This window comes from Saprospiraceae bacterium (assembly GCA_016719615.1).
Classification (GTDB): Bacteria; Bacteroidota; Bacteroidia; order Chitinophagales; family Saprospiraceae; genus Vicinibacter.
On sequence record JADJYQ010000001.1, the window covers coordinates 1,860,598 to 1,874,989 of the forward strand.

Sequence of the window (14,392 nt, forward strand, 5' to 3'; positions counted from 1 at the left end):
GTTAATTAGAATTTTACTCTTAATTCAACTCCAAAACTTCTTGACGTAGGTGTTGTTGTGGTTTCAATACCAACAGCATCAGATGCTCCACCAACGCCTCCAACTTCAGGATCAGCAAAAGTATTTTCTTCAGCAACCCAGAATTTTAAGTTTTTAGCAAACACACCAAGAGATAATGCACTGAAACCATTTTTTCCTTTAAATGAAGGAAAATCATAGAACAAACTCAATTCCCTGAACTTTAGGTATGATGCATCTAACAAGTATTCGCTAGCAGGCAATCCTCTAAAGTAAGAATATGCTGTAGTTGTTTTTGTATTTGCATCACCATTAGCTGTTACGCTGTTATCAACTACAAATGGTTGTCTGTCATTCAAAAGAGTTGTGATTGCTGTACCATTGAATTCAGTACTTAATTTTGTACCAGAATAGAACAATCCGCCTTGTTTACCATCCAATAAAGCATTAAGTGTAAAATTACCTACTCTTAATTCAGTTCCGAATGAATATAAGAAATCTGGTTGATAACTTCCAAGATATTCAAGTTCAGCGCTCTTCTCAGGATTTCCACTAGCATTTACGACGATTCTTCCTTGATCATCATACACGTAATTTGTTCCTTTAAAAGTACCGAATGGTTGACCTTCAACAGCAACCAGGTTCAAACTACCATGACCTGTGAAGTGTACGATACTTGTGTAAATATTCAACTCATCTCCTTCAATTCCGTTGTCAATAATTTCAACAACTTCATTGGTGTTTTTAGACCAAGAACCATATACCTTCCAAGTCAGATTTTGAGTATGTACAGGAGTTAAGGACACTCCTATTTCCACGCCTTTATTTGTCATTCGTCCAATATTGACCGGTACAAAAGCGAATCCTGATGACCATGGAATATTTACATCAACTATTTGATTTTTTGAATTGATATTGTAATAGGTAAAATTAACTTCTACTCTATCCTTCAACAATCCCATATCAAAACCTACTTCAGTGGTGACTGAAAGTTCTGGTTTCAAATCCGGGTTACCAATGCTATTTCCTTTTTGCGCACCTGTTTGGCCATCAAATGGAAAACGCGTCTGGTAATCATCACCTAAATCCAATAATAATGGATTTAAATTATAATAGGTATTCAACCTATATAATGGAGCATCTTTTCCTGCGCTACCTATTCCGCCTCTGAATTTAAGGTAATTAATAGGTCCTAATTCCACATTTGGTAAAGATGTTGGCACAAATGAAAATCCAACTGCCTGATAAAAGAATCCTCTGTTGCCGTCTGGCAAAGTAGAAGAATAATCCTGTCTTGCAGAGTATTCAAAAGTTGCATAGTTTTTATAACTCAAGGAATTATTTAAGTAAATTCCATAAAGTCTGTATTGGGTAGATCTCCGAGTCGCCCGAGGTTGTTCTACAGAGTTGGTCAAATCATAAAATCCAGGTATTACCAATCCTCCTACAGTCGAACCATTCACGGTTCTACTTGCTTGATCAATTGAATTAAAACCGACTGTAGTACTTAATTTAAAATCGCTACCAAGAGGCGTCGCATAATTGCCATATAAATCATAAATCAAATCTGTGATTCTTGCAGAAGCTTCTTTGTAGGATCCTAAACTAAAAACTGAACCCGGAGTTCTTCCTCCATCTAATAATTCACCATCAGCCCAGGTATACGCTGTTTGATATGCGAACTTAGGACCTTTCTCAGTAACTGTGCTTGATATAAAGTTCGTACTAACGCGACCTGTGAAAGTCAATTTTTCAGTTGGACTAAAAGATAAAGATGCACTAGACAATACATTATCTACTGAATTGCGCAAATCTTGGTTATCTAGAATGAAATAAGGATTGATAGAATACTGTCCATAAAATCCTTTAAAATCATGATAAGGGCTATTATAATCGCGCAATTCTTCAAAAGGAATATTCGAAGGTGTTTGCGTTACAAATGACATTGCAGGTGTACCAGCTGAGTAACCAAATGGATATCCACCTTCAGTTGCACCTCTTTGATCTAATTTTGAGTAATTGATGCGAAAATCAGATCTCCATTTAGAAGAGAACTGGGCTCCGGCATTTAATTGAATGTTGTGCTTGTTCAATTCTGTATTAAGAACGATACCCTTATTATTGAAATTGGTATAGGACAAAAGGTAATTAAATTTATCAGTTCCTCCGCTTATGGAGAAATTGTTTCTTACCGTCTGGCCGATTTCAAAAAAGTTTTTGACATTGTTTTTTACCGCACTATAAGGTCTGATTAATTGTTCGATCTTACCATTAGAAAGTGGTATTAAATCACCATGATCATCAAACGGTGCAGAAGTCCAGGGACGCAATTGTCCATCAAATTTGGAACCCCATGCAAAGTTTTCGCCCATAAAAATATTGATTCCACCGCCGCATCCGTTACAGGATTCATAACCAGAACCATATTGTTCCTGATATTTATAAAGCAATAAAACTTCTTCTACACTAAAGGATGAATTAAATGAAATATTTGGTTTAGCAGCTTTTTTACCGGATTTGGTTGTAACCAAAATTACTCCGGATCCACCTCTTGAACCGTAAAGTGTTGTTGCGGCCGGACCTTTTAAAACAGTAACTGATTCAATATCATCGGGATTGATGTCATTTCCACGGTTACCAAAATCTACATAATTGTCGCGGTCACCATCTTTACCTGTTCCTCCACCGCCGGAAGTACTGCTGTTGTTGACAGGGACACCATCAACCACGATCAAGGCATTGTTGCCTTGGGTTAAAGAAGTTTCCCCTCTTAGGACAACTCTGGTAGATGCACCAACAGCACCGGAAGCCTGCCCGATTTTTACGCCGGCAACTTTCCCCTGAAGCGCATTTAAAACGCTTTTATTAGCTGTTGAGTTTAGTTCGTCTGAACCAATGGTTTGATTGGCATAAACCACATCACTTTTGTTTCTTTTCACACCAAGCGCAGTAATCACCGTTTCTCCCAGAAGGACACCTTCTTCCAGAGTAACATCAACGGTATTACTAACTCCGAGAATCAAGTCTTGAGAATTATAACCGGTATAACTCACAACTAATGTGTTTGCGTCTGATGGGACGCTAAGTGAATAATTACCATTAATGTCGGTAATGGTTCCAATCGCTGTGCCTTTGGCGACCACATTGGCCCCAATGATGGGATTACCTTCTTTATCAGTAATCGTTCCTTTCACAACTCTCTGAGCCTCAGCATACTGCAAAACAGTAAACAGGGCCAGAAAAATGAATAAAAGTTTCTTCATAATCTGGTAAGTTTAATTTACAAATGTTTTGTTAACCCTCAAAGATAGCATTCAAACTAAAATCCAAGCATTTTTAGTTATTTTTTTATTAAATAACAATTAATTAATTGAATTTAACATGAATTTGGGGAAAGCAAGAATAAGGCCAAAAAATTAAATATATGGATGCTACCATTAATATATTAACAAATTAATAAACTGTATATTACTCATATACAATAATATATAAACAAGAATTTTGTATAATTTGAGAGCCTTAAATGGAAGATTCCTTCAGTTGAAATTTGTACATCCCTATGGTATTTTCCAAGCCGAAATAAAGTGCATCACAGACCAAGGCATGTCCAATAGACACCTCCAACAAGTTTTCAAGGTGCAATTTGTAATATCTTAAATTGACCAAATTCAAATCATGTCCAGCATTCAGTCCGATACCATAATCTGCAGCGCGTTTTGCAGTTGCCAGATGATCCCGGATGGCCAAATGAGGGTCCTTGCTATAAGTTTGAGCATAATTCCCAGTGTACAATTCAATCCGATCTGCTGCTAATTTTGCAACTTCCGGCACATACTCCGGTATAGGGTTCAAGAAAAGGGATACCCTTATGCCTTGAGCTTTAAATTCGCTGATAATTTCTCTTAAAAAGTCTTTATTCTCAACCGGATTCCAGCCAGTATCCGAAGTCAAAACCTCCGGTGGATCGGGAACTAAGGTCACCTGATCAGGTTTATTTAATAAGACCAAATCCATAAAATTTCTTGAAGGGTAGCCCTCCATATTAAATTCAGTTTTGACCAAACTTTTGAGTAGAGCAATGTCAGCCCGGCGAATATGTCTTTCATCCGGACGAGGGTGCACCGTAATACCTTCCGCTCCAAAGCGCTCACAATCCATCGCAACTTGTATTAAATCAGGAAGATTCCCGCCCCTGGCATTACGCAGTAAAGCAATTTTATTGATATTTACGCTTAATCTTGTTTTCATAGGCAGGTTCAAATTTATGATCAAAAATACTTCCATTCATCTCGTGTATTTTATTGGCTTCATTTTAGGAGGATTACTCTTGAGTCAATTGATACTTTTTCTGAGCTTATCCATGAGTGGTGACATTGGACTAGCGCAAATGCAAGACTCAGCAGGATGGGTCCAACAGCTCTCCGGCAGACAGCTAATGACCCAACAACTCATATCACAAGTTTGTAGTCTGATATTACCCTGCTTTTTATTGCATAAGTTTTTTATGAAAGATGCATCGTTTTCATTAGGTGGAGTCATTGAACCTAAATTGCTCTTCAAATCCCTTATCTTTTTTCTATTACTCATGCCACTCGTCGGATTAAGCGCTTATCTCAATCAACTCGTACCGGTTTCGGATTGGGTCATCAATTCAGAAACGCAAATGCTGGAACTCATGAAAAAAATGTTCCATTCCAAAACTACTTTGGACTTTTTAATGGCACTTGTCGTCATTGCAATCATTCCAGCAATAGCAGAAGAATGGGCGTTCAGAGGCGTGCTACAGAATTATTTAATGTTACTCACCGGCAAAAAATGGATTGGATTGCTGCTGGCATCCATATTGTTTTCCGCGGTACATATGCAGTTTTTAGGTTTTCTACCACGTTTTATCCTAGGTTGGATCCTTGGTTTCATTTTTCTGAGAACCGGCAATTTATGGTATTCTATTTTTTTACATTTTATCAACAATGCCACTCAACTCGTCGCAATTTATGCGATTCAAGATCATAGCCTTGATTCACTTTTAGAAAAATCTGAGATGCCTAATCTCTTTGCTGTCTCTATCTGTACCTTACTTGCCATCTGGTTTGGAATCATTGCATTTAAATCGAAATTAAAGATCGCACATGCTTAAAAGAAGTATCACTGGTTTGGTTCTAGGAGTTCTCATGATCGCTGCACTGACCCAGTATGAGTGGACTGCTTTATTATTACTAATAATGATTCTATTAGGATCGGCTTATGAATGGTTTAAACATTTTGTGAGCTTACACTCCCCATTGATCCGACTGGTTTATATCATTTTTACAATTATTGTCTTGTGTTTGATCCTATTGCTATATCTTAAAACTATTGAGGTTTCAATTTTACATATGGAGTTCGTCACAGGAATGACTTTATTTCTATTAGCCTTGACAGCCTTAGGCGCAGTATATAGCAAAACAGTAGTCCCTTCAACAGTATCCTGGCATAATTGGATCTTTTATATACTTTTTCCAATCCTGATTTGTTTTCATTTTCTACATCAGGATTTTCAAATACATAAATGGATTTTATTGGGATTGGTCTTTATAAATTGGAGCAATGATGTCTTTGCTTATTTTACAGGGAAGCTCATTGGAAAGACGCCGCTGGCTCCTCAAATTTCGCCCAACAAAACAATAGAAGGCACGATTGGAGGAATGATTGCAAGCATCCTAACAGCATTTTTAGTGAATCAGTTTTTGTTCATCAGCGCCTACCCAATTTTTCAAATATTTGCTTCTGGGCTTATGCGTTTCAGTAGCAGGTACTACCGGCGATTTATACGAATCGAGACTTAAAAGATTAGCTGGAATTAAAGACAGTGGAAGTATCTTGCCGGGCCATGGAGGATTTTTAGATCGCTTTGATAGTTTTTTCTTTGTCGTGGTTGTGGGTATTTTTGTGCTAAGTTTTTAATTATAAAACATGAATATACATAAAGAAGGAAGATCCTGGGTTCTGGGTTCATTGACTTTTTACATTGTGCTGATCATCCTTTTGCACCATGTAAACCCACTCCTTTTCTGGCCATTGGTAATAATACTTGGTATCGCATTTTGGTTGATCCTTAATTTTTTCAGAAATCCTGAACGTCCCATCGATAAATATGACGACCACTACGTTTATGCACCGGCAGATGGTAAAATTGTCGTTATTGAAGAGACCGAGGAAACTGAATTTTTTAAAGGAAAGCGAAAAATGGTGAGCATTTTTATGAATCCTTTAAATGTGCATGTGAATCGTTACCCTTTTAGTGGAAAAGTGGTATATACTCAGTATCATCCGGGCTTATATCTGGTTGCCTGGCATCCTAAATCTTCTACTGAAAATGAGAGAAATACAGTCGTAATTGAGCGCATAGATGGCACTCAAGTTTTATTGCGTCAAATAGCCGGCGCGTTAGCACGTAGGATTTGTAGTTATGCAAAACCGGGTGACCCCTGCAAACAAGGAACAGATTTCGGTTTTATTAAATTTGGATCCAGAGTGGATTTGTTTTTACCCTTGAACGCAGATGTCAGGGTACAAATGGACCAAAAGGTGGAAGGCAATAAAGATGTAATTGCGTTTATTCCATAAAATTGGATGAAGTAAAATTGGAGAATATCTGTTTCTTTGTGGCTTGTAGGCTTGTAGATTGGACGACTTAGATGTTTGATGTTTTAAAAAATTATTTTTGGATTTGGATTAGAACACTTCACTCACACTCACACTCACACTCACACCCACACCCACACCGAATTGGGGGTGTAGCTCAGCTGGCTAGAGTATTTGCATGGCATGCAAGGGGTCAGGGGTTCGACTCCCCTCACCTCCACAATTCAACAAAACTTGAAAATGAATTGCCTTGATAGATTTATTCTATTGAGGCATTTTGTTTTTTAATGGGTTTCATTTGAGGAAATAACAACACTTCCTGGATGGCCTCTTGTCCAGTCAGCAGCATCGTAAGTCGATCTATGCCTATTCCGAGTCCGGATGTGGGTGGCATGCCGTACTCCAGCGATAACAGAAAATCTTCATCCATGGCCATTGCTTCTTCATCGCCCCTTTCTGCCAATTGCAATTGGGCTTCGAATCGTTGACGCTGATCGATCGGATCATTCAACTCCGTATAGGCGTTTGCTATTTCTTTCCGGTTTATATATAATTCAAATCTTTCGACCAGGCCCGGCTTCGTACGGTGTTTTTTTGCCAAAGGGGTCATCTCGATGGGATAATCTATAATGTATGTGGGTTGGATCAAATTGGGTTCTACCAATTCACTGAAAATCTCATCTATCAGTTTGCCGATTCCCATGGAAGCGTCCGTTGCGATACTTTTTGATTTGCAAAATGCTTTCAATTCGGATTCTGTTTTTCCTTCCACTTGAAATCCTCCGTATTCTTCGATGGCTTCAAACATGGTGAGTCTGCGGAATGGTTTTTTAAATGAAATATTTTGACCGGCAATTTCAACTTCATGTGTTCCATTAACCTGGCTTACAACTTTTTCAAGCATATCTTCGACCATTTCCATCATCCATATATAATCCTTATAGGCCACATAAATTTCCATCGATGTGAATTCCGGATTATGGGTGCGGTCCATGCCCTCATTGCGGAACATTTTACCAAATTCATACACTCCATCAAATCCACCAACGATCAATCGTTTTAAGTACAATTCGTTGGCGATCCTCAAAAATAAAGGAAGATCTAAGGCATTGTGATGGGTTTTAAAAGGCCTGGCAGCTGCACCGCCGTGTATGCTTTGCAGGACGGGAGTTTCCACTTCAAGCCAGCCATGTGCATTAAAATAGTCGCGCATCAATTGCACGAGTCTGCTCCTTTTGATAAATATTTCTTTGATGTGGGGATTTACGATAAGATCCACATATCGATGCCGATATCTCTGCTCCGGATCAGTGTAAGCATCATGAACGATGCCATCCGTGTCTGTTTTTACGATTGGTAAAGGATGAAGAGATTTCGAAAGCATTGTCAATTCAGAAACGTGAATAGAAATTTCCCCTACTTTGGTTCGAAAAACATATCCTTTTACTCCAAAAATATCACCGATATCAGTTAACCTTTTAAACACTACATCAAAAAGAGTTTTGTCATCGCCAGAACAAATTTCATCCCGCTTAATGTAAACTTGAATTTTTCCACTGGAATCTTGCAATTCTGCAAAACAAGCTTTTCCCATATCTCTGACCATCATGACTCTGCCCGCAAGACTTACACTTTTAAAGGCTTCAGGATTCTGGTCGAAATCAGATTTAATTTTGAGCGAATTAGTATTTACGTGAAAGGCCTGGGCGGGATATGGATTTATGCCCAAGTTCTGGATTTCAGTTAATGAATTTCTTCTTACAATTTCTTGTTCGGACAAATGTAACATATTGCGGATTATAGCCGCAAAGATACATGAAAATAATTCTTAATTTATAGCTGTATAAAAGCAGCTAATTGGGTATTGCATTTACATTGGAATGATCAGCTTTAAAATAAAAACTTCTATTCCAATATTCACTTTAAGGAAATATACTCCGGCTGTATTCGGACCTTCCAGTTGCAGTTTTGATTGCCCGTTTAAACCGAACCCTTCACCAGACTTGACCAATTTTCCTGATAAATCTAACCATTCATATTTTATAATAGTTTTTGCCTGCGGGTGAATTTCCAATTCAATAAATTCTTTGGTCATTTTAGAAATTCGAATTTCTGTTTCTGCAACGATATCTCTTCGAAGTATCAATTTCTTAAACAAAGAATCTCCTCTTTCTTCCTGTCTTTCTTCTTTATCATCGTAAGTGGCCAGCTCTTTGAACTTTACACATATCGTATCTCTCTCTTCACAATTGGCCAACTGCGCCAGCCATTCAAAGCAATAAACGCCATAAGCTTCAGCCGTAACAAACGAACGAACGTTCGTTTGTTCGTCAATGATCGCTGATAAGGAACCGCCGATGAGATTCCATCGTCCGGTCAGAGCTGACTTCCCGTTGAGCCGGGTAGATTTTCCATACACGGTAAAATCTTTACCGGCAGATAAAGGAGAAATCGTATGCACATATACCCGACTTGGATTACTTTCTTGTCCATTAATGGCATAGTGTACTTTTACTAATCCCGTATCTCCAATATTTAAATTCCAAACAATCTGAACAGAAGATGAATCGGGTTTTGACAGGATGTTACCTCCTGAAATTTCCCATACAAAAACAGTGGAAGGCTGTAGTGGCTGCACCAAAGCAGTTAGCCAATTTGTATCCGCCGGACAAATTTCCCGTTGCGCAATGATGAGCGGACCATTTAAGAATTTAAGCTCTTCAAAATTCTCTTCAAAGCTCCGGGTACAAACGGCAGAATCCGCGCCCAGCAAACATTTTACAAAAACATCAACAATGTAGTCTCCCGGAACAAAAGCTTTGAAGTGCTCATCTTTGGAAAGTATTGTTTTGGTACTATCTGCTTTTAACCGCCAGTTGTATTCGAATTCATATACTTCTCCAACATTACATGGATTTGATATTTTTACATTGGGTGAATAGATCAAAGTATCATTTACAACATTCGCAGAAATTTGTGCATTGTAGTTAACACTAACAGACGTTAGTAAAATAGAAGAATCGCACTGATAGATATCTGTAGTTTTCGGCAATGGAATTTCGAATTGGTTTTTACATCCTACCCAAGCCCGGCCGGTAAGGTCAATATAGGGTTCATTATCGCAGGTGATGTGATAGACATCGGCGGGCAAGACTTTATTGAGAACTGTGTAATGAATGATAGAATCAAATTTACAGCAATTCGCATCTGTAAACTCCTGATGATATGTTCCACTTGAAAACACTCTTTGCGAATGCCATTTAAATCCACCAGGATTGGCCTGTTCATAACAGATCACTCTGGGTGGACCCATTCTATCGGCTAACGGCCTTACTTTCACTGTAGCACATCTTGGTCCTTCCTGAGAACATATTGATCCACTTTGAGGGTTGCCGATATAAGCTGTGACGCATAATACGAAATTACCCACATCAGGAAAATCTAAAAATATTTCATTGCTGTTTGATCCAAACTCATCCCCATCAAGTGTCCATTGGTATGTAGGTTGACAAGCTGATAAAGTATCAATAAAAAACTTATAATTACAAGCCCCAATACAAACGGAATCGATCACACCATCAGAATCATCATTGATAAATCCGAGCGGACTTAAAGTAGGTGTTCCTCCTCCACCTGTGCTCAGAGTAAAATCGCAGATATCGCCTGAGCAGCCATCGACCCAGAGATAATATGTTTTACAAGCTATAAGATTAACTTCTATAACTTCCACACTTCCCGGAGGCACGCAAGGGATGGAGCGACAAAAAACGTCCTCAGAACAAGAGCAATTACCCCAAATGCCATATTGCAGACCCTGAGTAGTAGTACAGCCCCCAATTGTAAGTGTTATCGTCACGTTCCCTCCCTGGGTTACAAATCCCCACCAACTCGTGTTGTGACCAACTCCTCCTTGGGAACAAAGCGGAGAACAAGGACTGGGTATTGTGCTTGGATTATTGCACGCATAACCATTTAGATCATCTAGCGAACAAAGGACATTTGCATCCTCGCAGATTTCAGCCATTGGAGGTGTGCATTGGGAATGCAATTTAAAATGGATACAAAAGATTAAAATGCAAAGGGTAAAGAATGTTTTCATATGTCTAAAGTTAAACTTAGCTCATGATTAGAATTTAGTACACAAATATTTTTTGAAAATGATGGATATCCTCAACCGATAGCCTCAATAAATACACTCCAGGAATAGAAGGCTTATTATTTAATTCCAGAATTCCCTCATCCACACTGATCAGACGACCTTGTAAATCCAAAATTTGAAGAACATAATTTTTAATGGTAGAATTCCCGGTGACGAATTGAACTGCTAATTGTTGACCTGACTGGTAAACTTGCAATTGTTTTTGGTCTTTCTTCAAAAAATAAGCAACTTTATTTTGAGGTTTTAAATTAAAGGTATCTGTTTTAAGTGTATCTGTCGATTGAGGATCATCTTTACTAACAAAACCTTGAAAAGTAAGACAAACTGTATCGACTTCTGAACAGGTGCCCTGACTGCCACGCCATTCCAGACAATAAAGCCCACGCTTTTCCACTTTGATTTCTGCATCTGGTTTTGTTGAGTCGCTCAAAATGAGATTTGCAGGTCCGGAAATCAAAGTCCATTTGCCAGGAATGCTTGGATTTGCCTGAAGTTTATATTTCCTTCCATTGATGATTACATCGCTTCCGGCAAACTGAACCGCAGGAATGAGGATATCACAATCAGCAGTATTGCTTTCAAAATTTCCAAATCTGAGTTTTACACTTGCATTTCCTTTCTGTCCGGGAGCTATGTTCCATCGAATCAAAACAGAAGAAGAATCCGGATTGGTAAGGATGCTACCGTTTTGAATTGTCCAAACATAAATCAGCGAAGGATCTGAAATCCAACTTGAAGCATGTAACCATTTTTCTTCGCCCGGGCAAACCCATTTATCCGCGAGCAAATCAGGCTGGTCCAAAAAATTAAATTCATCGAAATTTTCTTCGAAGCTCTTTTCACAATCCAGAAATTCTGTTCCCAACTTACAAGTTACGATTACTTTCAGCACATAATCACCTGGCTTTTTAGGCTTAAAACGCTCCTCGCTTGATAGAACTGTCTGCAGAGGATCATTTTTATCAAACCAGGAATATTTAAATTCGTAAACCTCACCAGCATCACAAGCATCCAAGATCACTACATTTGGATTGTATTCTAAAGTATCACCGCTAATTTTTACCTGAATATTCGCGTCAAAATTGACATGAACCGCCGTTAGTAAAATGGAGCTGTCACATTTATAGGGCTCTGAAGATTTGGGCAATGAAATCTTCAAATTTTGGGTGCAGGGATTCCATGCTCTTCCAAAAAGGTCAATATAGGGTTCATTATCACAGGTCAGGTAAATAACTTCTCCTGCCTCTGGAGGATCTAAAACAATGAATTCGCGTATAGAATCGAACTCACAACAGTTCGCCTCTTTAAATGTCTGCTCGTAGCTTCCCGATAAATAAATAAATTTCGAATGCCATTTATACCCGCCGCCACGAACACTTTCATTACATAATATTCCAGACTTTGAAGCCAATCGGTTCGGCAAGGGTCTTACTTTCACCGTTGCGCAACGAGGGGCGGCTTGCGAACATATAAAACCACTATGAATATTTCCGATGTATGCTGAAACGCAAACCTGAAAATCACCTTCATCGGGAAAATCCAAAACCAATTCGTTTTTGGAGTCGCCGATTTCGTTTCCATCTAGGGTCCAAATATACTTTGGAACACAACCGCCCGGTTGCGGATTTACAAACAACTTGTAATCGCAAACACCTACACATACCTGCTCGATAACTCCATTTGATTTGTTATTAATAAAACCTATGGGTGACATTACGGGCGCATTGCCAGCCTGTGTATTGATGGTAAAATCGCAGACATCGGCGTTCCAACCATCTACAAAAAAGTAGTAGGTTTGACAAGCTTTAAGGTGAGCGAAGGAAGTCGATGTGTAGTTAGGAGGAACAGTACCATAACACACAAGACTAACATTACAAGGACAATCTTCAAAAATCCCATACTGAAAGCCCACATCGTTTACGCAGCTTCCTACTGTCAAATTAAATTCAACGAGCCCCCCTTCACTGGCAAATGCCCACCAATTTGTATTATGTGAGGCATAGCTATCACAAATACAAGGTGCTATAGCTCCACTGGCGTTACTGCAGGCATAGCCATTCATTTCGCTGAGGGAACAAAAGACAAAAGCATCTGAACAGGATTGAGAAATTTGAGGGCTGCATTGACTATGGAGGAATTTGACATATGGAAGGAATGCAAATACCAATAATATGATTTTTTTCATATGCCTTAATGTTGGTTATCTATTGATGACACCCCGGAACACTAAAACGCTTTCTACGTCCACAAAGAATTTAAATCAACACTTTGTTGCTCATCCCCAATTTTACCAGGCTCCCAGGAAACACTCTTATTTCCGAAATGCACTTTAAAATTAAGCAATTTCAAGTAAATACAGAATATTTCACCGGTTTTTTAAAATATTCAAGTCATTTTAACTAAAAATGTATCTACTAGTCTAGTATTTTCTGTGGCAGTTTAAATAGATTTCGCCAAGAAAGATTATTTAAAATTTCAACAAATGCAGTCCTTGCTTATAGTTTGCACTTAGAAAAGAAATGGTCGTATTTTTGCACGTAGAAATAGAAACTTTATTAGCACTCATGAAAAATAAACTCGTATTTGGACTTGCATTTTTGTTACTTTATTCAAACAGCATTACAAGTCAGACCGGAATTCCCACAGATAGTCTCCATACTTTTATCAAAAACAATTCGATCTACAAAAACCAAGTAAACTGGGAGTCCATAGATAGTCTGCTTCAATTACAATTAAAGCAAAGTCAAACGGACCAAGATAGCGTAAAGGCATTTTCCAATGTTTTTAAAGCTTTAGGAGATGTGCACAGTAGAATCTATTTTAAAGGCAAAACTTACAATCACTTTGAAGGATTGTCAAGTTATGAATATAATGCAATAAAAGATTTAAAAACAATTGCAGATGATCGTAAGAATAAAATCTTCAGATTTAAATTCCTACAAGGAATCGTCTATATTCGCATACCATCGATGGATCCGTCAGATTCTGCAAGTATCCATAAGTTGGCACAATCTCTCCACGATTCGATAGTTTTGTTTACGCCAGGACGCGTTAAAGGATATATTATTGATCTGAGATTAAATACTGGTGGAAACGTATATCCTATGCTTGCAGGAATAAGTTCCTTGTTGGGTGATGGGATCATTGCCAAGGAATCGGATTCTGATGGAAGGATCAGCAGAAGCTGGAGCATTTCCGGAGCCAATGTTTTTGCAGACAGCATTCAACTTACCTATATTGAAAGCAGAAAATTAGAACCCATATCATCAAAACCAGTTGCGGTGCTGATCGGACCTTTAACGGCTAGTTCAGGTGCAATGACTGCCATCGCGTTTAAACGCCGGCCACAAACCATTTTTATAGGTGAGCCCACGGCGAAAGGGTATACCAGTTCTACAACGTTTTATACTTTTTCAAATGATCTAAAAATGGATTTTGCTTCAAATACGCTTATGGATCGTGCCCAATCTGTCTATAATGATTCCGTTTCACCTGATCAATTGGTCTTTAGAGGTGACAATTTTGCAAATCTATTAGCAGACAAAAAAGTCAGGGCTGCCATCAACTGGATTCAAAAAATACATTGAGCGG

General features: G+C 38.5%; 10 protein-coding genes and 1 tRNA gene. 6 read left to right on the forward strand and 5 right to left on the reverse strand.

What is annotated here, in order from left to right; translation table 11 throughout:
* Positions 1-5: 5 nt before the first annotated feature.
* Positions 6-3,281, reverse strand: coding sequence for a SusC/RagA family TonB-linked outer membrane protein (locus IPM92_07665; GenBank protein ID MBK9108245.1), 3,276 nt, complete (start codon positions 3,279-3,281; stop codon positions 6-8).
* A gap of 256 nt (positions 3,282-3,537) precedes the next feature.
* Entirely contained in the window at positions 3,538-4,266 is a 729-nt protein-coding gene (locus IPM92_07670) for a pyridoxine 5'-phosphate synthase (GenBank protein ID MBK9108246.1), read from the reverse strand.
* A 16-nt stretch (positions 4,267-4,282) separates the two neighbouring features.
* On the opposite strand from IPM92_07670, the gene IPM92_07675 reads away from it, so the two are divergent.
* The 5 genes from IPM92_07675 (at position 4,283) to IPM92_07695 (ending at position 6,862) form a co-directional block, all read left to right on the forward strand.
* Positions 4,283-5,155: a CPBP family intramembrane metalloprotease gene (locus IPM92_07675; GenBank protein ID MBK9108247.1), complete on the forward strand. Its 873-nt coding sequence runs from the start codon at positions 4,283-4,285 to the stop codon at positions 5,153-5,155.
* Positions 5,148-5,843, forward strand: coding sequence for a phosphatidate cytidylyltransferase (locus IPM92_07680; GenBank protein MBK9108248.1), 696 nt, complete (start codon positions 5,148-5,150; stop codon positions 5,841-5,843). The genes IPM92_07675 and IPM92_07680 overlap by 8 nt, the downstream gene beginning before the upstream one ends.
* On the forward strand, positions 5,779-5,961 hold the full coding sequence (locus IPM92_07685; protein ID MBK9108249.1) for a phosphatidate cytidylyltransferase: 183 nt from the start codon (positions 5,779-5,781) through the stop codon (positions 5,959-5,961). Before IPM92_07680 ends, IPM92_07685 begins: the two co-directional genes overlap by 65 nt.
* Before the next feature lie 9 nt (positions 5,962-5,970).
* Positions 5,971-6,624 carry a phosphatidylserine decarboxylase family protein gene (locus IPM92_07690; GenBank protein MBK9108250.1) on the forward strand — a complete coding sequence of 218 codons (654 nt, stop codon included), beginning with the start codon at positions 5,971-5,973 and terminating at the stop codon, positions 6,622-6,624.
* Positions 6,625-6,788: 164 nt separating this feature from the next.
* A tRNA-Ala gene (locus tag IPM92_07695) sits at positions 6,789-6,862 on the forward strand.
* A gap of 39 nt (positions 6,863-6,901) precedes the next feature.
* Here IPM92_07695 and lysS read toward each other — a convergent pair.
* The 3 genes from lysS to IPM92_07710 all read right to left on the reverse strand — a co-directional run bounded on the left by lysS (position 6,902) and on the right by IPM92_07710 (position 12,986).
* Positions 6,902-8,431 (reverse strand): lysine--tRNA ligase, encoded by a 1,530-nt coding sequence (gene lysS, locus IPM92_07700; protein ID MBK9108251.1) that lies wholly within the window; start codon positions 8,429-8,431, stop codon positions 6,902-6,904.
* A gap of 81 nt (positions 8,432-8,512) precedes the next feature.
* Positions 8,513-10,741, reverse strand: coding sequence for a T9SS type A sorting domain-containing protein (locus tag IPM92_07705; GenBank protein MBK9108252.1), 2,229 nt, complete (start codon positions 10,739-10,741; stop codon positions 8,513-8,515).
* A 34-nt stretch (positions 10,742-10,775) separates the two neighbouring features.
* Positions 10,776-12,986, reverse strand: a complete 2,211-nt coding sequence (locus tag IPM92_07710; GenBank protein MBK9108253.1) for a hypothetical protein — start codon at positions 12,984-12,986, stop codon at positions 10,776-10,778.
* Between the two features lie 379 nt (positions 12,987-13,365).
* Here IPM92_07710 and IPM92_07715 point away from each other — a divergent pair, with 379 nt between their 5' ends.
* Positions 13,366-14,388 (forward strand): hypothetical protein, encoded by a 1,023-nt coding sequence (locus tag IPM92_07715; GenBank protein ID MBK9108254.1) that lies wholly within the window; start codon positions 13,366-13,368, stop codon positions 14,386-14,388.
* Positions 14,389-14,392 lie beyond the last annotated feature (4 nt).

Excerpts from the sequence above, each read along its gene's own strand:
- IPM92_07675 (MBK9108247.1), top strand. The coding sequence starts at position 4,283 with ATGATCAAAAATACTTCCATTCATCTCGTGTATTTTATTGGCTTCATT.
- IPM92_07710 (MBK9108253.1), bottom strand. The coding sequence starts at position 12,986 with ATGAAAAAAATCATATTATTGGTATTTGCATTCCTTCCATATGTCAAA.
- IPM92_07670 (MBK9108246.1), bottom strand. The coding sequence starts at position 4,266 with ATGAAAACAAGATTAAGCGTAAATATCAATAAAATTGCTTTACTGCGT.
- lysS (MBK9108251.1), bottom strand. The coding sequence starts at position 8,431 with ATGTTACATTTGTCCGAACAAGAAATTGTAAGAAGAAATTCATTAACT.
- IPM92_07690 (MBK9108250.1), top strand. The coding sequence starts at position 5,971 with ATGAATATACATAAAGAAGGAAGATCCTGGGTTCTGGGTTCATTGACT.
- IPM92_07715 (MBK9108254.1), top strand. The coding sequence starts at position 13,366 with ATGAAAAATAAACTCGTATTTGGACTTGCATTTTTGTTACTTTATTCA.
- IPM92_07705 (MBK9108252.1), bottom strand. The coding sequence starts at position 10,741 with ATGAAAACATTCTTTACCCTTTGCATTTTAATCTTTTGTATCCATTTT.
- IPM92_07665 (MBK9108245.1), bottom strand. The coding sequence starts at position 3,281 with ATGAAGAAACTTTTATTCATTTTTCTGGCCCTGTTTACTGTTTTGCAG.
- IPM92_07680 (MBK9108248.1), top strand. The coding sequence starts at position 5,148 with ATGCTTAAAAGAAGTATCACTGGTTTGGTTCTAGGAGTTCTCATGATC.